The sequence below is a fragment of the Erysipelothrix inopinata genome (assembly GCF_014396165.1).
GTDB lineage: Bacteria > Bacillota_I > Bacilli_A > Erysipelotrichales > Erysipelotrichaceae > Erysipelothrix > Erysipelothrix inopinata.
The window spans coordinates 500,412-520,114 of the sequence record NZ_CP060715.1; the positions used below are offsets into that span (position 1 = coordinate 500,412).

Consider the following 19,703-nt stretch of genomic DNA (forward strand, 5'->3'; position numbering starts at 1 on the left):
AAAAAACCTCACTGAGTGAGGTTTAGTTATTAAATCTAAAGTGAACGATGTCGCCATCCTTCATAACGTATTCTTTACCTTCGGAACGCATTTTTCCAGCTTCTTTAATTGCTTGTTCACTGTGGAACTCAGCAAGATCTTCAACATTGTAAGTTTCAGAACGAATAAATCCTTTTTCAAAGTCAGTGTGGATAACTCCAGCACATTGTGGTGCTTTCATTCCTTCAGTAAAGGTCCACGCACGAATTTCTTGAGGACCTGCAGTAAAGAATGTACGAAGTTTTAAGATATCATAGCAGTTACGAACGAGAACATCCAAACCACTTTCCGATACCCCTAAATCTTGGAGGAACATATCACGTTCTTCATCTTCAAGACTTGATAAATCCTCTTCTACTTTTGCACATACAGCAATAACACGTGCACCACGATCGGCTGCATATTTTTTCACTTGTTGATACATATCATTGCTTTCAACATCCATAAGGCTGTCTTCGTCAACGTTCGCAACATAAATAACCGGTTTAATTGTTAAGAAGTGGAATGTTCTTACTACTTTCATTTCTTCATCAGTGAGTGACAATTCACTTAAAGGTTTGTTATTTTCTAATAACTCTTTTGCACGATTAAGAATTGAAAGTTCCATCATTGCTTCTTTATCGTTTGATTTAGCTTTACGTCCTACTTTATTAAGACGGTTATCGACAGATTGTAAATCTGCAAGCATCAATTCAATCTCAATAATTTCAATATCAGAAATCGGATCACCAACAATACCGTGTTCATGAACAATATCACTATTTGCAAAACAGCGAACAACATGAGCAATCGCATCAACTTCACGAATGTTAGACAAGAATTGGTTTCCTAATCCTTCTCCTTTTGAAGCTCCTTTTACAAGTCCCGCAATATCTGTAAATTCAAATGTAGTTGGGATAATTTTCTTTGATTCAATAAATTCACGAATCGTATCGAGACGTGGATCGTTTACTTTTACGACACCTACATTAGGTTCGATAGTTGCAAACGGATAGTTTGCAGCTTCTACCTGTGATTTCGTAATTGCGTTAAATAACGTTGATTTCCCAACATTTGGTAAACCAACAATTCCAGCTGTTAATGCCATAGATTAATCCTCACTTCTTTCAATTATTTTTTTTAGTTTCTTAGCGAACTCATGACGTGGCATCATGATGACTGCGCCACATCCTTCACACTTTATTTTAATATCAGCACCCATACGAACAATCTTAAAATACTGTGATTTTTTACAAGGGTGATCTTTTTTCATTTGTACAATATCACCAAGATTGAAGTCCTTGTTGTCCATACTATTCTCCCTTTAATTTATAGGCAACCATTGTATTTTCAAGTAAACTTGCGATGGTCATTGGACCCACACCTTTTGGAACAGGTGTCGCATAAGCAGCTTTCTCATAAGCTTCTGGCTGAACATCACCCACAATTTTACCATCGATACGATGAATTCCAACATCAATGAGAACATGGTTACCATGAATCATAGACGCCTCTATGAACTGTGCTTTCCCTATTGCCACGACTATTATATCATTTTCTGCTATCAATGATTCAAGATTTGTAGTTTTTGAATGCGCAATAGTAACCGTTGCATTTTCTTTCATAAGAAGCGACGCTACCGGTTTTCCGACAAGTCGACTTCTTCCAATAACAAGTGCTCTTTTCCCTGACAAATCAATATTATACTCATTTAATAATGTCATGATTCCTTTAGGAGTACAGGGTATGAATCGTGCTTGATCCAGTGCCAACAATCCCACATTTTCAGGGTGGAGACCATCCACATCTTTATCAGGACTTAGCGCATTAATGACGATATCTTCATCGAGATGTTTTGGAAGGGGTAATTGAACAAGAATACCATCAACACGGTCATCTTGATTCAAATCAGAGATTAATGATAATAAAGTTTCTAGACTTGTATCTTCCGGAAGAAGATACGCCTGAGATTCAAAGCCAACACGTTCGCATTGCTTAACCTTAGAATTTACGTAAGTCTGAGATGCAGCATCTGTACCCACTAATACTACCGCTAAGCAAGGCACTCTTTTTCCTTGCCCCTTCAGTATTTCTACCTCAGTTCTTAAGTTATTTTTAATTATCTTTGATACTTCGAATCCATCTAATTTCATATCTCTTTCCTCCCACTAACGTCTTTTATAATATCATACCTTATAGAACCTTTCCATCACGAACCCTAAGGATAATGGTAACGGGTCCATCATTATCAAGTTCTACATTCATATGGGCTTGAAACACTCCTGTTTCGACCTTCAAGGATTGTTTTTCTAACTGCTCATTGAAGACAGAAAATAATGTTCTGGCTTCATCAGGATGCATGGCCTGAGTAAAACTAGGCCTATTTCCCTTACGTACATCTGCCGCTAACGTAAATTGGGAAATTGATAATACTTCTCCACCATGTTGATGAAGGCTCTCATTAATCTTTCCATCCTCATCCTCAAAGATTCTCATATTCGCAATTTTCTCAGCTGCCTTAGAAACATCCGCAACCGTATCACCATCTTCAAGCCCTACCAATAAAACAAATCCTTCCTGAATAGATCCAGTAATCTGATTATCGACTGTCACTTTTGCATTTTTTACCTTTTGTATTACAACTTGCATGAAATCACCTCTCTCTTATTCTACATGAAACATGGTACAATAAATAGAGGTGATAATTATGAATAAACCCTTAGCTTTTGAAGTAAGACCTGCTACTCTTGATGAGATTATCGGTCAAAAACATATTCTTGGTGAAGATAAGATTTTAAGAAACTTAATCAACAATAATGAACTCCCATCAATGATTTTTTTCGGTCCTCCTGGAACGGGAAAAACAACCACAGCGATGGCACTTGCGGAAGCATTAAATCGACCTTACCGTATTTTTAATGCTGTCACAGATAACAAAAAGAAACTTGATCAACTTTTCATTGAAGCAGAAATGAGTCGGGGCCTCATTGTCATTATTGATGAAGTTCATCGTCTCAATAAAGATAAACAAGACATCCTCTTACCTCACATCGAAAACGGCTTGATCACGATGATTGGTGCAACTACTGCAAACCCCTATTTTTCGATCAATCCCGCTATTCGTTCACGCGTTCATCTCTTTGAATTTTATCCTCTAACTCAGGATGACATTGAAGAAGTCTTAACTCGTGCAGCAAAATCATTTGAAGATCGTATCAAAATTGATCCGGAAGTTATTGCTTCGATTGCACGTTCTGCAAACGGTGATGCAAGATTTGCACTTAATGCCTTAGATTTAGCTTCAAAATCATTTATGGTTGATACCATAACAATGGAACATCTCGGTCAATTATCTTTATCGATGAATATAACGATGGATAAAGATAGTGACAATTATTATGACACGTTATCTGCATTTCAAAAATCAATTCGTGGTAGTGATGTTGATGCTTCGCTTTACTATCTCGCGAAACTCATTCAAGTTGGTGATTTTGATTCTATTGAAAGACGATTGATTGCGACAGCCTATGAAGATATTGGTCTCGCTAATCCCGCACTATGCGCACGCGTCGTTACTGCACTCGAAGCCGCCCGAAAAATAGGTTTCCCTGAAGCCCGTCTTCCAATTAGTGTTGTGGTTATTGAATGTGCACTTTCTCCCAAGTCAAAATCAGGGGAAGCTTCAATTGATGCAGCATTATCTACAATTCGAAATACCGCTTTTCAAGTTCCAAAATATCTTAGACTTAATGCAGTGGGTGTTGATGAGGACGACATGTATGATTATGGTCGTGCTGATCTGTGGCGAAAAATCCAATACCTCCCTGATGAGCTTAAGGATACACGTTTCTACGAACCACAAAACTTAAATTCAGCAGAGAAAACTTATGCAGCAAACAATGATGCCTTAAAGCAAACAAAACGTTCTTCAAATTTAAAACAACTTAAGAAAAAATAAGATAATGCATGTAAAAACACAAGGATTCCCTTGTGTTTTTATTTACTATAATTATTAATTTCATTTACGATTTTATTGAATCCATCTCCTAATGTATCAGACTCACGAAGTTTCTCTTCATCGACGATAGATGATCTATACTTGTTGACATCATCCTTGAAACTAGAGTTAGTATCGGTCAAATATGATAGCGATTGATATTTAGATTGACGATAGTACTTTTGTAATGTTTCTTCAGTAATTTCATCCTTCTCATCTGCAAAGAACTCATCGTAGTGAAAATCTACTATTTTATTTGTTTCTTTATTATAGACAACTTGGAGACTTCCAAAAATTCCTCCTCCAAGTTCACGCGTCACTGAAACTATCTTTAAAGGTGATGGCGATTTCAATTTTGGTTCGACTTGTGCCAATAGTGGAATAAATCCTTCAACTGCACTGGTAGAGGCACCTTTAGGATTTTTAAAGTCGCCTGTAACCGAATTATTTTCAAGTACTTGAGATTCTAAATATGTCATAGCATTAACAATCGTAACAAGTGAGACATCGGTTCGTTCGTTTTCCATTTGCCAATTTGCATATCCTGAAGTTCGTTTCGTTTGATTTCGCCACTCTGGAGCATAGTAATTCTCTGGGGCTTTCTCATCAAATCTTACAGATATAATATCTTTAGTTTTACTGTCTTGAATAATTGCGACCGTTGCCAAATAGCCTCCATTAAAATTCAATGAATCAAAGGTATAATCACCCTCAATCAAACCAATTTTTGGACGTCCTGACCACTTCATTCGTTCAGCTTTTTCATCACCTTTGAATGCCGGGCCCTCAACTTTACCTGTTGTTGCACCTGATATAATATCGAACTCACTAATCTGACCGTTAATATCGATCTTTGCTCTATTGGAAGACTGATTTTCTTCCTCTTTTTTACTTGGAGCGCATGCACTTAACAAAAGACACATAATAATTACGAGAGTTTTTTTCATACTTTTTCCTTTCGTCACTGCTACTTTAAGGATACATGACAAAAAACAATCCATCAAATATTATACTTTCCCTCAATCACTTATTCATAGCTAATAAGTGATTTTAAGGTAAAGAAAAACCATGATCGGAATCATGGTTTTGTTTTATATCTGAAATTATTTAACTTCAACTGCTGCTTTTTCAGCTGCTTCGATTCCTTTTACGAAACCATCTTTGTTGATTGAAACTGTAGCTGTAACGTCTTTGTCTTCGTTAACACCTTGGATAGCTTTTAAGTCTTTACCGATTGTCCATTCGTTGAATTTAGCAATTTGTTCGAACCATTCTAGTTTTGAACCTTTTGCTTTCATTCCGTAGTCTTCTTTCTTTTCAAGTTTTGTACGGAGTTCGTCTGGGCTACTGATTTGAGCTTGATCGATGAATGTGTAAACTACTTTACCATCTTTATCAAATCCAACTGCTGTAACTGTTGTATCAATTTCAACTTTATCTTTTGCAACTGAAGCTGATGATACTGAACCTACTTTTGCAAGTCCTTTAACTTCTTTAGCGTTTGCAATTGCTTTTTCAACTGATGCGATGTAACCATCGATGTTGATTGAAACTGATGATTTAACGTCTGCGTTATCACCTGCTTTTTTGATTTCTGCAAGGTCTTTTCCAACCATCCATTTTTCAAGTTCAGCGATTTGTTCGTTCCATTCTAATTTAGAACCTTTTTCTTTCATTCCGTAAGCTGCACCAAGAACTTTTTTAGATTCTTTGATTGTAGCTGTGAAATCTTTAGCTTGGCTATTTTGGTTTGTATCGATTTGAACTTGTTTAACTTTATCTCCGTCTAATACGACAGTAGCATAAGTAACATTTGATTCAAATTCTCCAGCTTGGTTATCTTTAGCTGCGACAACAATACCTGTACCGATTTTTAGGGCTCCGCCTGCGTTTTCTTCTGGTTTCTTAGTATCTTCTTTTTTACCACAACCAGTTAAAACTAGCATCCCTACTAGTAAGACTGCAAATAATTTCTTCATGTTATTCCTCCTACGAATACATTACCATTGTAATGTTACTGCTATCATTGGTCAATACGTTCTCAAGTTTTTTCACCCTGTATGAGCTCGATTTCACAAACTTCTCAACAATATAATCGTTTTTGTGAAGTTTTCTTGTGTTTTAACAGGAAACACTCCCAAAGCGATATCTTCATTTAAGTTTGTTTTTCTTAATTTTAGTTTGTCACATACTTTTTCACAAGCAACGCATCTGTAAATCTTTCTTACTAAAAGCTATTTCATTTCATTATCACTTTAAATCTGGTGCGAGAAGTTATACTTTTCTCGGAGGATACTTATGAAATCTATTCGAAAATATACTTTAATCTTGTTAAGTTTTCTATTACTGACGGCATGCGCATCACCTACCGCCGCAACAATCGACATCAACGATGATTCAATTCCATCAATTTATACTGTAATTGGTAAGAAAAAGATCGCCTACACTGACAGTTCACACAAGGACGGAGTTCGCTCTACTGAATTAACTTATAAAAGTAGTGAATTAACAGAAGCAGAAATCGTAGAATATACTGAATATTTGTTGAACGAAGAAGACTTCGTTTTAACCAAAGAACTTGAAGATGTCAGTGATACGATCAGTACATGGCAAATTGCGAAGGAATCAAGTAGAGACGGCAACATCATCCTGATTACATTTAATTATGAATCCATGGGTGACGTTATTATCAACTATGCAACAGGTCCTGGAACACTCACACGATATTAAAGGAAAAGCCATCACAATTGTGATGGCTTTGTTTCTTATTTGGATCTTCCGCGTGATTGACTGCGTGGTTTACGATCGCGTGAACGATCATTACGACGGTCTTTATTACGGTTGTCATTATCACGATTACGATCATTACGTTTGTCACGTGAACGATCATTGCGTCCACGACTACGATTACGGTCACGACCGCCTCGTCCTTCGCTTACTGCAAATTCATCTTCGATTTGTGATTCAACACGAATGTTATTGATTGTCATTCCTGAAATTTTATCCATGACCATTTTTAAATGTTCACGTGGAACTTCAACAGTAGTTGTTGAATCGGAAATTTTGATTTTTCCAATGTCTCTACCTTTAATTCCGGTAGCAGTGGCAACACCACTTACGATGTGTGCAGCACTGATGTCATCGTTGTTACCGATTGATAGCATGATTCTTGAGATTTCAGTACGATTTTTAGTTTGCTTATCGCCTGATTTACCCTTAATCGCTTCAAGGTTATATTCACTAATTGTTTTATTAATAAATGCAATGATAACTTCTTCTTGTGTAACGCCACGTTTTTGAAGACCTTCGTAAGCAATCTTGAAGAGTTTTCCTTGTTCTTCTGAAGACCATTTTTCAATATCTTGGTGAAGTTGTTGAACAAGTACTTCGTTTAATTCTTCTTTTGATGGTAATGGTTTTTCAGTGATTGTTGAGTTAGATAAACGTTCGATTTGACGAATTGCGTAATGTTGACGACGTGGTACAAGAGTAATTGCTAATCCTTCTTTACCTGCACGTCCAGTACGTCCAATTCGGTGAACATAATATTCTAATTCTTGAGGGATGTCATAGTTAATAACAACATCCATGCTGTCTACGTCAATTCCACGCGCTGCAACATCTGTTGCAATTAGAACTGAAACCATTCCTTGACGGAAACGGTTCATAACCATAGAACGCATTTCTTGTTTCATGTCACCATGAAGTCCAAGTGCAGGGAATCCTGCTTTATTTAATTGCGTTGCAAGCTCATCAACCATTTTCTTAGTATTACAGAAAATCATAGTTCCTTTTGATTGATGAATTTGGAGTAATTGCTTCACTAAATCAATTTTTTGGTTTGATTCAACATTATAATAAACTTGTTCGATTCTAGATACGGTTAAGTTATTGCGTGATAAAGCAATTTTCTTAGGATTAACTAAGAAGTCATCACTAAGTTTGATAATTTCTTTAGGCATTGTTGCTGAAAATAAAGCCATTTGACGTTGTTCAGGTAGGTATGAAAATATTTCGATAATATCATCAATGAATCCCATATTTAACATTTCATCTGCTTCGTCTAATACAACATGTTTACAATTATTTAAACGGATTGTACGACGACGTAAGTGATCCATTAAACGACCTGGTGTTGCGACAACAATATCTACACCGCGTTTAATATCTTTAATCTGTTTATCAATCGGGCTTCCACCATAAACACAAACAATCTTAATATCTTGTTTGTATCGTGCAAAGCTTCGCATTTCATCTGCAACTTGCATACACAATTCACGTGTTGGACATAACACAAGTCCTTGTGTTATTTTCTTATCCTCACGGTTAATGCTTGATAGCATTGGCAATCCGAAAGCAGCTGTTTTACCAGTTCCTGTTTGTGATTGCGCCAATAAATCATGGTTTTCAAGCAAAATTGGAATGGCTTCCGATTGAATATCAGTTGGATTTTCATATCCTTTTTCCAAGACTGCTCTTACTATTTCTTCTTGTAAATCTAAATCTTTAAATGTCATTTATATTCCTACTTCTTTTCTAGCACACGCGATTAAGTATAACATACATTAGCGACAATTGTTATTATCACACTCAAATTTATATATAAATATTCCCTTTCACACACCACCACATCTTATATGATTCCAGTATCATTATTAATTGATAATAAAAACGAGTAGAGATTCTTTCCCCACTCGTTATATTAATGCGTTTTAAATTTTTATACATTGAGTTCTAACATGACAGGACAGTGATCACTTCCTAGGATTTGATCATATATTTCCGCATCTTTAATTTGTTCTTTTAATTTCTCAGATACAACGAAGTAATCAATTCTCCATCCCGCATTACGACTGCGAGCATTAAATCGATAACTCCACCATGAATAACGTTCTTCAACATTGCCATGAATATGACGGAATGAATCTACAAACCCCGACTCTAGTAAATTTGTAAATTGATTTCTTTCTTCATCTGAGAATCCTGGATTCTTACGATTTGCACTTGGGTTCTTCAAGTCAATTGGATTATGAGCAACGTTTAAGTCCCCACATAATACAACCGGCTTCACCGCATCAAGTTCCATTAGGTATTCTCTGAAATCATCTTCCCATTGCATACGGTACTCCAAACGTTTTAATTCTTGTTGTGAGTTTGGAGTATAAACACATACAAGATAGAATGATTCGTATTCACATGTAATAACACGACCTTCTGTGTCGTGATGATCGATATTAATACCGTAGTTGACTGTAAGTGGCTCTATTCTTGAGAATACGGCAGTTCCTGAGTAACCTTTCTTTTCAGCATAATTGTAATATGCATGATATCCTTCAGGTTCATAATCTATTTGACCTTCTTGCATTTTAATTTCTTGTAAACACAGAACATCTGTATCTAATGAAGCAAACGATGCCTCAAAATCTTTGTTCATTACTGCTCTAAAACCATTTACGTTCCACGATACTAATTTCATTCCAACCTCCATAATTCGCTAAATGGCATGAATTGAACTTTATTGCTTGATTCCTTTGCTTTCTTACGATGAATATCAATGTCATTCTCATTTTCATTCTTTAGAATGTCAGAGTCTCCCATATATTCAACATAGACTGCTTTTTTTAAATAGAACCAGCGTCCCACAACTTCATGGATCACATTTTCGCGACTCTCTGCTTCTTCAATGATACTGTTTTTAGCCCACTCTAACAAATGACTTGCTTCAAGTGTTGCATTTTCACAAAATTCATGACTGCTTCCGTAATGTTTACGATTTTGCTCTCTTTGAAGTGATTGAATCGGTGTTCGATTTAAAATCATGACTTCATAGAGTGCCGAGAGTGTATCTTCATCTTTTGAAGATAAGAAGAGCACACGACTGCGATAAGGTCCCAAGAGAGCCCCTTGCTCCGTCATTGCATAATAACACCCTTTTGCTTCATAGTAGCTTCCATCATAGATTACGATTGCGGCATCATGATAGAAAGTCTTTGAATATAAAATATAAGAAACTTTAAGACTTTCTTGTGGTATCTTATAGATATCTTTATATCGAATAATCTTATTCGATACCAAATTTTTATTCACGGTAATTGGATAATTCGTAAGAACACGACATTGCGGATCCAATTGTTGAATCTTATCCAAAACACTTCCTTCTTCTGGATTCAGTGCGAGATAATCCTCGAGATATCCATTAAAGCAAGGATACAATTCACCTTCATTTTTTTCAAATTCATTTAAAACATCATATAACGCCATAAAATCCCCCCTAGCATCATTTATCATTCTTACATATTTCACATTAATATTAAAGTATTTATACCATCATCCTCAATTTATACACTATAATATAAGGAAAGGGAGGATTGCTATGACTCATACAATAATTGCACCGCAACATTACCACGAGGAACTTAAGAGAGAGTTACTTCAAAATAAAAAACATCTTCTCAATATAATGGTTCGTGATTTTGACTTTGTTTTCTTTAACCCACAAACCTCAAGTAGAGAACTTGAACTTGAAATTTTTCAGGCTCTCTCTACGATTAAAACTTCAACATTAAGCTCGATCATTGGCTTTCCTAAAACGATTGACATGTTGATAAACTTTAGTAAAGAGCTCCTTCTCTACAATATCAATCCTCATGATTTACCTCAAGACACTCCACTTCAACGAGATATTTACGCTTGTGTTTTAGTCGTCCTTGAATATCTATCTAAACCTGAAGTTCCCCAAGGATCATTCACAATTTACGAAAATGGTCTTAGTTATGCTCAAAAATCTTTTTTAAGATTACATAATCTGTCTATGGTAGAAACACCATCACGTGCACCCCAATCAATACGTTATCGTGTCGCCTTAAACCTTCGTACAGAAATCGAAGCTACAGTACAAGATATACTTCTCCAAAAACTTGATTACGCGGTCATAGCCATGCCCAATTTGGATTCCGCACTTCCTCTAATTGAGAGCATTCTGCCTCGCTATGGTGTTAGTTACCATTTCTATGATGACAATCAAGTGCTCGTTTCGAAGCATTTTAGAGCCCTCTTCGAATACAGTCTTAGTCCTTCAACAGAAACCTTAGTAAACGTTCTAAAGAGTAACGCCTTAAACTTTTATAATTTTGAATCCTATTTACTTCTTATGGATCATTTCAAACTTGAACTCAGTGATATCCTTAATGATTTTCCCGTGCTTGATGAATCTTGGCCACGTGATCTTTACCGTCACTACATGAATGTCACAGAAAACCTTGAAGAGTTTCAAGCAGTTCTTCAAACGCTTGTTGCCCCTTCCATTGATGAGGCAATGATAGTAGCTTACAATACACTCTGTAATATCTATCCTGTGCGTAATCTCACACCATTAAAATCACTCATCACGCAATCTCTGACACTTTACACTGAAAGTACATTACCTTTCTTCTACAGATATGTTGAAAACTTAAAATCAGCCAACACTAAGCTAAACACAATTCAATTTGTGGATTTGAGACAACTTCCTCTTCAACCTGTTGAAAATTTATATATACTAAATTTAACCGCTAAGACATTTCCTGCCACTTCATCACATACGGGAATCATCGATGAGTCTTACCTTAATAAAGTTCCCAAATATCCGACACTTGATAAGCGAACTCAGGACACTTTATACCAACAAATGCGCATCTTTAATATCTCGGACAACCTAACATTGTCTTTTGCGTCTTCAACTTATGAAGGCAAAAGTATCGAACCTTCATATCCGGTCGATACCTTTTGTAAGCAAAACAATGTCTCATTGTTACCTTGGCGTATCCAACAGGTTCTATCAAGAAAACAAACCGTTCATCGCTTATCACCAGAGATTGCGAAAAAACTCTTCTTAGATGATGGTAGAATTCGTGGTTCTATCTCTTCATTTCAACTTTATACCCAGGACCCTTACCAATTCTTCATTGAGAGAGGTCTAAAACTTCAGAAACCAGAACCCTTTGCACTTAATCCGCTCATTCTTGGTACGTTTAATCATGCCGTGATGGAGTCATTACATATTGATAAAGACGTTCAAGATCTCCATGTCATTAAGGATAGCTTCTCTCCTCGAGACTTAAAGTCACAACTCATTTTTAAACGAAACGATGACATGATGACTCGGAATATTAACTTCGTATTAAACTCAATTGATAGTTCCAAGTTCGAACCTAGTATGAGTGAGAAGCATTTTGAGGACAGTTCTTTATTTCCTTCGATTACTCTAAAAGGTATTATTGACCGAATCGATGTAAATAATGACAATATTCTTATTGTAGACTACAAGTCATCTGCACAATCCCTTGCACAAAAAAAGGTACAATCTGGAGAACAACTCCAACTTTTAACCTATGCAATGATTGGACATCGTAAATTCAACAAAGATGTCTTGGGTGTCTTCTACTTTGGATTTACAGATAAAAACACTAAAATAAGCCGTCGTGACTTTAAACCAGCAAGCGGCGTAGTAACCCTTGAACATGATCCCGAAGAAGCTTGGAAGCAAAATAAACGATACTCGGGATGGTATTTCCAGTCACCCGATGATAGTTTTGAAAATGTAGAATACTATGGTGGTCTGCGACAATTGAAGAGTGGCGAAATTAGTACCTTCAGAAAACCCTATGATTTCATAAAGGTTTCCAACTTACTAACCGACGTTTATGCTCAAATTACGACACAAATCCTTAACGGAGTCATTGACGCAGATCGTTTAGATTTTGAGATAGACCCTAATTTAAATCTTAAGCAAGGAGATGATACGAATGACTCAATTTAATCCCCAACAACAAGCTGCTATTGATGCACTCGGCCAAAATGTTATGGTCTCCGCCTCTGCTGGTGCCGGAAAAACAACCGTTTTGATTGCTCGTTTGATGAAACGAATTATTAAAGATGGCGTTCGTATTGATGAGATCTGTGCGATGACTTTTACAGAAGCTGCAGCTTCTGAAATGAAAATACGATTACTAGAAAGTTTGAATAAAGAAAATACTGTATCTCCTTCTGCCTTTTTAGAAGAACAAATCACCCTTGTGGAAACTGCCCAAATTTCGACCATCCACTCTTTCTGTCTCACAATTGTAAAGAACTATGGCTATATTTTAGGAATTGATCCAAGCCGTACAGAGTCTATTCTAGATCCTGCAAATGCTCTTTTACTACAAGAACAAGCAATGAAAATGACACTTGATCAATTTATGAGAGACGATCAAGAACAGACAATGAGAATGTTGAATATCTTCAACTCTAACCCTTTAAACTTTTCAGCTCTTGAAAGTGCAATTTACCAAACTGCTACCTGGTTACTAGGGAAAAAGAGCCCACAAGCTGAAATAGATGCAGTACTGAATACTTATCGTTCGCAAAGTTTTGATGATTTACCAACATCTTTCAAAAATGCTTTCGTACTCAGTTTTGAAAGACCTCTCGAAGCACTTAAGCAGGATTTAATGAAAATGGTAAGTGTCATTGATTCAGATTACGACAAAACAGATAAAAAGGGCATGAAATTTGAGACTCAGGCTCAAACGTGTCTCAAAGCAATTGAAGATATTAATGATATTCTTGTAAGAATCAAAAATCACGACTCATCATTCTATGATTCTCTCGTGGATGTCTTAAACTTTAAAATAATTCCAGACGGTAAAAATGAAACGTATACTGAACTTCGCGAACAACTTTCGAGCGGAATCAAAACTATGGTTGAAAACCATCAACCTCTTGATGCCCACATCAAATTGTTGAATAACCAATATGATGATATTGCTTGTTTACTTGAAATGACTACAACTTACCTTGATTACTACCAATCACTTAAAATCAAAGATAATTGCCTCGATTTTAATGACTTTGAATCATTAGCCCTACAAATTTTAACATCGCAAAACGGCATCATTTCTGAGCTCGTTCAGTCTCAATATCAAGAAGTTATGGTTGACGAATTTCAAGACACAAATGAGTATCAAGACGAAATTATTCGACTTATCTCAAATGGTCATAATATTTTTAGAGTGGGTGATGTGAAACAATCAATTTATCGTTTCCGTGGTGCCAAGCCACACATCATGCAAAACCTTATGCATGACCAAGCAGCACTTAATCTTTTCTTAAGTTTTAATTATCGCTCCAAAGAAGATATTGTTTCCTACAACAACTATGTTTTCGATAAGCTTATGAATCTGACCTATGGCATTCAATACAATGAGCATGACCATGTAAATACTGGAATACCCCAACAGAAAGAAGATTCACATCCCGTTGAATTCCATATCATTGAACGTGGTGATGATTACTATCCTGCAACGCCTCACGAACAGCGTGCTCAGTATATTGCCCAACAAATTATCCACTATCATGAATTAGGATATAAGTTCAGTGATATGGCAATTCTCGTTCGTTCCCATGGTAGCAAGAGTTATCTCAAGAAAGCCTTTGAAGATGCAGGAGTCCCTCACTACATTGATGATCAAAGTGGCTTTTATAACTCTGAAATTATTCAAAATGTGCTCTCGCTTCTCCGTTTTGTTCAAACAGGGAGTGAATATTACTTACCGTATGTTCTCACTTCACCATTTTATAACCTGACAGATGATGAACTTGCTCTTTTGAAAATTAACCACGGATCTTTATATCAAGGACTAAGCGTCGATTTTCCTGAAATTTATGAACAAATTCAACATTTCAAACTAACATGGAAGAGTCAAAACATCATGATTACCCTTCAGGAAATCATTAATTTGAATGACCATTACTTAAACAATCTATCATTACAAGATAAAACAAACTTAGATTTCCTACTTGAAAAAACGCAACAATTCATGAGTGCTGGAACGCCTACATTGAGCCAGTATTTAATATTTGTTGAGAAAATCGAGAAAGATACCTCAAGTGAAGCATCACCTTTAAATAAGGACGCAGATATTGTAACTGTAATGACAATCCATCAATCAAAGGGATTACAGTTCCCAATTGTATTCTTATGGGGAATGGGGGGCATACATTCCGAGATCACTATCAAACACTCCTTACTGATGATCAACTTGGAATCGCCCTTAATCATATTAGTCTTCCTTACCGCAGTGAAGAAGAGAACATCTTAAGAAATGTCATAGAGTTTAATCAAAATCATGAAGAACTCGAGGAAAGTCTCAGACTTCTCTATGTTGCGCTAACACGTCCACAAAAGCATTTAATTATGGTCGATGTCGTTAAGGAATTTACGAGATACCCGCTATCATTTGATCTACTGTTTAATCATAAGCGTAAAATGGATCTGCTGCTTGCAGCAAGTCCAAACTCAACCAAAGTAGTGGTTCTTTCTGCTCAAGTCATTCCAACAAATCGTTACGACCAAATTATTGAAGAAGAATCATCGGATATCTTTGGGGGATCTTTTACCGAAGAAGTTACAGTACCTGCTCAAATAGTAAACACTCCAATTGATCTTTCCTTTGTATCTCTTGATGGTATGAAATATGGAACTACTCTCCATAATGCAATGGAAGTCCTTCCTGATAGGTTGTGGACTGATGAACAAATCAGTAGTTACGAACCAAGATTTCAAACAATATTAAAGCGATACAATACGCATCCATTTACTCAAGACATCTACAAAAACTATACAGAGTTCTACCACGAAACGCCTTATATCAGTCTCTCTGAATCTGGTGTTATCGACTTCTATGCCGTGAATGAAAGTCATGTTATTCTTGTTGATTACAAAAGTGATAATGCTGATGTATCGACCATTACCGAGCGTTACACAGATCAACTGAACGATTATTATGATTTACTAAAACAAGCTTATCCTAATCATTCAATTGAAGCCTATATTTATAGCTTCAATCATGATGAATATATTAAGATTGCTTAAACATTATTTATACTATTTGAGATAACATAAAAAAACGTGATTGATGAGATCACGTTTTAATTTATCTTTTAGAAAATAATCATTGATAGTACGAACATAAATACTGTTCCGACAATCATTGGAACTGAAGTTCTCTTAACGATGTCGAATGGTTCTTCATGTGTTGATCCAGCAACAATCATAACAACTGCGGAAACTGGAGAAACTGCACGAAGTAGATTACCTGCAAGTCCCATTGGAACTGTAACAGCAAATGGACTGATACCTGCAGCTGCTGCTAGTGGAACCATTAATGGGACCATAGCGTAGAATAATGCAAGTCCACTACCACTTAATAGTACGATGACTGCTGTAAAGAGTACTAAGATTAATGGAAGTAAGATTCCTGATGCAGATGTTGTTTGCATTGATGTTTGTAATGCTTCAATTAAACCAATTGCTTGAAGACCACTTACGAATGTTGATGCTGCAACAAGAAGAACAACGATACCCATTGCATTTCCCATTCCTTTGAAGAATGATTCTGTTGTTCCTAAAACTTCTTTTCCATCACGCTTGCGAATAAGCTCGCAGAGAATAGCAATAATGAATGACATGATTGATACAACTTCAACTGATAAGTTGATATTTGTATGTGCAATTCCGTTGAATGCAAAGACGCCAAGTAGAATTAAAATTGGGAGTAAAGGTAATAATGTATACACTGTTTTGTAGAGTGCACCACCAGTAATTTCTTTAATTTCTGCAACTTCGATTTCTTTGCTTTCTTTTGCTGGTGCTTTTTTATCACAGCGTTTTTGCCAGAATGTGTGTGTCAATGCCATAACAAGTAATGTTGGTACTGATACAACTGCATGATAATTGAATACATATTCTGTAACTGGAATACCAAGTTCAGTTGCGACTGCAACGTTATCTGCACCGAGAGGTGTTGGCATAACTGTAGCTGTAGTTGCGATAACTGCTGCAGCAGTTAATGTGGACATTCCTGATTTTTTTAATACAGGATAGAGTGTAGCTAGTAAAATAATTGATAAGTTTGATGCACTTGGAATAACAAGCGATAACAAGTTTCCGAGTAAGAATACAATAGGCACCAAGATATATGGTGATTTAATTTTATTTAATGGTTTAGTAAGTGAATTAACAGTTACTTCGTTAGCACCAATAGCGCTCATATATGCTGTATAACCACCAAGAATTAAAATAACAAGTCCTGAGGAAGGGAGTAATTTTTTAAATTGATCAATTACCGCCTGTAGTGGGTCGACGAGTAAGTGTACTGGTTTCTCCACAACTTGATTACCAAATAAAATCGCGACAAACATTAACATAATACCAACAGCAAATAGTGTTACTTTGATATCCATTTTCTTTAATAGCATGTAGGTAACTATAACAATAGCTATAATTCCTGATCCATACATAATTATTGGGTTCATTTTTTCTTCTCCTTAATTATTAAATATTACATTTAGAAATGGCATCGAGGAACCATTCCTTGAATACATCAGCATCAACATCAACAGTTACTTTCGCGTTAGCTGGTTGATTACAGTATCCTTTTAAATCCACTACTGTTGCCCCTGAAGTATAAGTACCTTGCGTTTCAATTCCTACAAATGTTTCTTCAACTTCAAACATTTCAGGTTTTAAAAGATAAGCAACCGCACAACTGTCGTACATTTTTAGTCCAGTTTTAAAACTTCCTCCACGGTAAGCTTTAAAGAGACTGTAGAACATGTTTCCAACAGGATTCATATCTTTGATGATTTCTGAATCCTCTGGATATACTAGTGCTTTTAATCCAACATCTAAACCACACATAACGATTGGGAGACCGCTTTCGAATACAATTTTAGCTGCTTCGGGATCGACTTTAATATTGAATTCTGAATATACACCCGCATTACCACGGCCAACAGAACCACCCATCAAGACGATTTCATCAATTTTATCCGCTACTTCAGGATACTCACGAAGTAAAATTGCAATGTTAGTTAGAGGTCCAATCGGAACTAGTGTAATTTTCTCTGGTGATTCTTTAAGAACACGAGCCATTGCTTGAACTGCTGTTTCTTCAAGAAGTAAGCTATGATCTTCTTCTGGGAAGTCATAACCATCCATACCTGTTTTACCATGCACACCACTTGCATCGATTGCTTCTCTAATTAGAGGACGGCTTGCACCAACAGCAACAGGAACTTTCTTACCGTAAAATGGTAAGAGCTTCAATAAGTTCTTTGTTACTTTCTCAATACTTACATTTCCTGCAACTGTCGTGAACAGTTGTACATCCAATTCTTCTGAGAACAATGCAATCGCAATCGCAACTGCATCATCAATTCCAGGATCTGTGTCAATAATAATTTTTCTCTTATTCATTTTCTTTCTCCTTGATAAATGATTCTAATTCTAAGAATGTCGGAATTCCTTCCTGTGCACCGTGTTTTGTACAAGCACACGCTCCTGCACCACTTGCATACTGCATTACTTTTTCTAATTCCCAGCCTTTTGATAAACCAAACATCATAGCGCCAATGAATGTATCGCCAGCACCTGTTGTGTCCACAACATCTACAGAATAAGCTTCTGTTTTAAATGCTTTATCTTTAGACATAAATATGGATCCATCACTTCCAAGAGTAAACACACAATTCTTAACACCATTATCGCTAAGAACTTTAAAAGCTTCTTGGCAATCTTCCATGGTATAAGGCATAACCCCTGTTAAGATTTCTGATTCTGATTGATTTACTACGAGATAATCAATTAATGGATAAAATTTTGAGTCCATGACAACAGCTGGAGCTGGATTAACTACTGTAATCATATCTCTTGATTTCGATGTCTTTAAACCTTCATAGACTGCGTATAAAGGGACTTCGAATTGAGTCAAGAATAGGTCACCTGCTTCACCAGTAATGGATTCATTAATACGTTGTGTTGAGACATTTGCATTTGCCCCTTGATTGATAATGATTCGATTATCATGACTTGATTTGATGATAAAAGCAGTTCCTGTATGCTCATTATCACTAATCTCAACATGATGCGTATCCACGCCCATTGCTTGTAAAGCATCTAACGATTGTTGTCCATGATAATCACGGCCAACACTACCAATTAGATATGTTGGTGCTCCAAGACGAGCACTTGATGCCGCTTGATTTCCACCCTTACCTCCAATTGCTTCGAAATAATCATATCCTGCAATCGTCTCCCCTTGTTGAGGCATACGATTGGTTGATATCATTAAGTCGTAATTAATACTCCCTAACACATATATACTACGATTCATAAAACATCACCATACCACTTCCAAATTTTTCATTAGGTCGTCTCATAAAACCATATTTCTCATAGAATGTCTCTTTTCCAGGAGTCGCCATCAGACCAATATATGCATCATGACACGCTACTGAACCAATATATTCTAAGACGTGTTTCATTAATAAGTCACCCAAACCTTGATGTTGATATGAAGGATGAACTATAACATCTTTAATGAAGAACACGATACGGTTATCACCAACTACCCGTGCAATCCCAATAGGGAACGAATCATCATAAACCACAACATCGAACAAATCATGATCAAGTCCTGCTTGTATATCTTCTACTTCGTAGGTTTTAAATCCAACTTGATGATGGAGTTCGAGATATATCTGAGGTGTAAGATGATTACTTTCAATCTTAAAGTTCGAATTATATTTCATGATTAAGCGCTTTACCTACCTTGCACTTGTAGTGTATATGATATTGAAACCGCTGTCAAGAAAAAAGATTAAGCGT

At 36.3% G+C, this 19,703-nt stretch carries 17 protein-coding genes; 4 read left to right on the forward strand and 13 right to left on the reverse strand.

The features are described 5' to 3' along the window. Positions 1–22: 22 nt before the first annotated feature. From ychF to dtd, 4 genes are read right to left on the reverse strand one after another with little or no spacing between them, the layout of a single operon-like run. Positions 23–1,126, reverse strand: coding sequence for a redox-regulated ATPase YchF (gene ychF / locus H9L01_RS02550; RefSeq protein ID WP_187534467.1), 1,104 nt, complete (start codon positions 1,124–1,126; stop codon positions 23–25). 3 nt (positions 1,127–1,129) lie between these two features. Further along, positions 1,130–1,330: a DUF951 domain-containing protein gene (locus H9L01_RS02555; protein ID WP_187534468.1), complete on the reverse strand. Its 201-nt coding sequence runs from the start codon at positions 1,328–1,330 to the stop codon at positions 1,130–1,132. 1 nt (position 1,331) lies between these two features. After that, positions 1,332–2,171 (reverse strand): bifunctional 5,10-methylenetetrahydrofolate dehydrogenase/5,10-methenyltetrahydrofolate cyclohydrolase, encoded by an 840-nt coding sequence (locus tag H9L01_RS02560; protein ID WP_187534469.1) that lies wholly within the window; start codon positions 2,169–2,171, stop codon positions 1,332–1,334. 40 nt (positions 2,172–2,211) lie between these two features. After that, positions 2,212–2,667 (reverse strand): D-aminoacyl-tRNA deacylase, encoded by a 456-nt coding sequence (dtd, locus tag H9L01_RS02565; RefSeq protein ID WP_187534470.1) that lies wholly within the window; start codon positions 2,665–2,667, stop codon positions 2,212–2,214. Positions 2,668–2,725: 58 nt separating this feature from the next. On the opposite strand from dtd, the gene H9L01_RS02570 reads away from it, so the two are divergent. Next, positions 2,726–3,976: a replication-associated recombination protein A gene (locus H9L01_RS02570; RefSeq protein WP_187534471.1), complete on the forward strand. Its 1,251-nt coding sequence runs from the start codon at positions 2,726–2,728 to the stop codon at positions 3,974–3,976. A gap of 38 nt (positions 3,977–4,014) precedes the next feature. Here the strand turns inward: H9L01_RS02570 and H9L01_RS02575 are convergent, their stop codons facing one another. Further along, a complete protein-coding gene (locus H9L01_RS02575) occupies positions 4,015–4,938 on the reverse strand; it encodes a hypothetical protein (protein ID WP_187534472.1) in 924 nt (307 codons plus the stop codon). A 180-nt stretch (positions 4,939–5,118) separates the two neighbouring features. Beyond that, complete coding sequence (locus H9L01_RS02580) at positions 5,119–5,994, reverse strand: hypothetical protein (protein WP_187534473.1); 876 nt, start codon at positions 5,992–5,994, stop codon at positions 5,119–5,121. 319 nt (positions 5,995–6,313) lie between these two features. Here H9L01_RS02580 and H9L01_RS02585 point away from each other — a divergent pair, with 319 nt between their 5' ends. Next, a complete protein-coding gene (locus H9L01_RS02585; RefSeq protein WP_187534474.1) occupies positions 6,314–6,745 on the forward strand; it encodes a hypothetical protein in 432 nt (143 codons plus the stop codon). Between the two features lie 35 nt (positions 6,746–6,780). On the opposite strand, the gene H9L01_RS02590 is transcribed toward H9L01_RS02585, so the two are convergent. The 3 genes from H9L01_RS02590 to H9L01_RS02600 all read right to left on the reverse strand — a co-directional run bounded on the left by H9L01_RS02590 (position 6,781) and on the right by H9L01_RS02600 (position 10,276). Next, the gene (locus H9L01_RS02590; protein ID WP_187534475.1) at positions 6,781–8,532 is read right to left on the reverse strand and encodes a DEAD/DEAH box helicase; all 1,752 of its coding nucleotides are present in this window, start codon (positions 8,530–8,532) and stop codon (positions 6,781–6,783) included. Positions 8,533–8,735: 203 nt separating this feature from the next. Then, positions 8,736–9,491: an exodeoxyribonuclease III gene (locus H9L01_RS02595; protein ID WP_187534476.1), complete on the reverse strand. Its 756-nt coding sequence runs from the start codon at positions 9,489–9,491 to the stop codon at positions 8,736–8,738. Beyond that, a complete protein-coding gene (locus H9L01_RS02600; RefSeq protein ID WP_187534477.1) occupies positions 9,488–10,276 on the reverse strand; it encodes a hypothetical protein in 789 nt (262 codons plus the stop codon). Before H9L01_RS02600 ends, H9L01_RS02595 begins: the two co-directional genes overlap by 4 nt. 112 nt (positions 10,277–10,388) lie before the next feature. On the opposite strand from H9L01_RS02600, the gene H9L01_RS02605 reads away from it, so the two are divergent. Continuing rightward, on the forward strand, positions 10,389–12,812 hold the full coding sequence (locus H9L01_RS02605) for a PD-(D/E)XK nuclease family protein (protein ID WP_187534478.1): 2,424 nt from the start codon (positions 10,389–10,391) through the stop codon (positions 12,810–12,812). Beyond that, positions 12,799–15,135 carry a UvrD-helicase domain-containing protein gene (locus tag H9L01_RS02610; RefSeq protein ID WP_246449141.1) on the forward strand — a complete coding sequence of 779 codons (2,337 nt, stop codon included), beginning with the start codon at positions 12,799–12,801 and terminating at the stop codon, positions 15,133–15,135. The genes H9L01_RS02605 and H9L01_RS02610 overlap by 14 nt, the downstream gene beginning before the upstream one ends. An 841-nt stretch (positions 15,136–15,976) precedes the next feature. On the opposite strand, the gene dcuC is transcribed toward H9L01_RS02610, so the two are convergent. From dcuC to H9L01_RS02630, 4 genes are read right to left on the reverse strand one after another with little or no spacing between them, the layout of a single operon-like run. Further along, a complete protein-coding gene (gene dcuC, locus H9L01_RS02615; RefSeq protein WP_187534479.1) occupies positions 15,977–17,350 on the reverse strand; it encodes a C4-dicarboxylate transporter DcuC in 1,374 nt (457 codons plus the stop codon). Positions 17,351–17,369: 19 nt separating this feature from the next. Next, a complete protein-coding gene (gene rihC / locus H9L01_RS02620; RefSeq protein ID WP_187534480.1) occupies positions 17,370–18,293 on the reverse strand; it encodes a ribonucleoside hydrolase RihC in 924 nt (307 codons plus the stop codon). Then, on the reverse strand, positions 18,286–19,209 hold the full coding sequence (locus tag H9L01_RS02625; RefSeq protein ID WP_187534481.1) for a ribokinase: 924 nt from the start codon (positions 19,207–19,209) through the stop codon (positions 18,286–18,288). The genes rihC and H9L01_RS02625 overlap by 8 nt, the downstream gene beginning before the upstream one ends. Then, positions 19,199–19,627: a GNAT family N-acetyltransferase gene (locus tag H9L01_RS02630; RefSeq protein ID WP_187534482.1), complete on the reverse strand. Its 429-nt coding sequence runs from the start codon at positions 19,625–19,627 to the stop codon at positions 19,199–19,201. Before H9L01_RS02630 ends, H9L01_RS02625 begins: the two co-directional genes overlap by 11 nt. Between the last annotated feature and the right edge of the window lie 76 nt (positions 19,628–19,703).

Coding starts and splice junctions, on each gene's coding strand:
- H9L01_RS02560 (WP_187534469.1), bottom strand. CDS start 2,171: ATGAAATTAGATGGATTCGAAGTATCAAAGATAATTAAAAATAACTTA.
- H9L01_RS02580 (WP_187534473.1), bottom strand. CDS start 5,994: ATGAAGAAATTATTTGCAGTCTTACTAGTAGGGATGCTAGTTTTAACT.
- H9L01_RS02605 (WP_187534478.1), top strand. CDS start 10,389: ATGACTCATACAATAATTGCACCGCAACATTACCACGAGGAACTTAAG.
- H9L01_RS02555 (WP_187534468.1), bottom strand. CDS start 1,330: ATGGACAACAAGGACTTCAATCTTGGTGATATTGTACAAATGAAAAAA.
- H9L01_RS02610 (WP_246449141.1), top strand. CDS start 12,799: ATGACTCAATTTAATCCCCAACAACAAGCTGCTATTGATGCACTCGGC.
- ychF (WP_187534467.1), bottom strand. CDS start 1,126: ATGGCATTAACAGCTGGAATTGTTGGTTTACCAAATGTTGGGAAATCA.
- H9L01_RS02630 (WP_187534482.1), bottom strand. CDS start 19,627: ATGAAATATAATTCGAACTTTAAGATTGAAAGTAATCATCTTACACCT.
- H9L01_RS02595 (WP_187534476.1), bottom strand. CDS start 9,491: ATGAAATTAGTATCGTGGAACGTAAATGGTTTTAGAGCAGTAATGAAC.
- rihC (WP_187534480.1), bottom strand. CDS start 18,293: ATGAATAAGAGAAAAATTATTATTGACACAGATCCTGGAATTGATGAT.
- H9L01_RS02625 (WP_187534481.1), bottom strand. CDS start 19,209: ATGAATCGTAGTATATATGTGTTAGGGAGTATTAATTACGACTTAATG.
- dcuC (WP_187534479.1), bottom strand. CDS start 17,350: ATGAACCCAATAATTATGTATGGATCAGGAATTATAGCTATTGTTATA.
- H9L01_RS02575 (WP_187534472.1), bottom strand. CDS start 4,938: ATGTGTCTTTTGTTAAGTGCATGCGCTCCAAGTAAAAAAGAGGAAGAA.
- H9L01_RS02590 (WP_187534475.1), bottom strand. CDS start 8,532: ATGACATTTAAAGATTTAGATTTACAAGAAGAAATAGTAAGAGCAGTC.
- dtd (WP_187534470.1), bottom strand. CDS start 2,667: ATGCAAGTTGTAATACAAAAGGTAAAAAATGCAAAAGTGACAGTCGAT.
- H9L01_RS02600 (WP_187534477.1), bottom strand. CDS start 10,276: ATGGCGTTATATGATGTTTTAAATGAATTTGAAAAAAATGAAGGTGAA.
- H9L01_RS02570 (WP_187534471.1), top strand. CDS start 2,726: ATGAATAAACCCTTAGCTTTTGAAGTAAGACCTGCTACTCTTGATGAG.
- H9L01_RS02585 (WP_187534474.1), top strand. CDS start 6,314: ATGAAATCTATTCGAAAATATACTTTAATCTTGTTAAGTTTTCTATTA.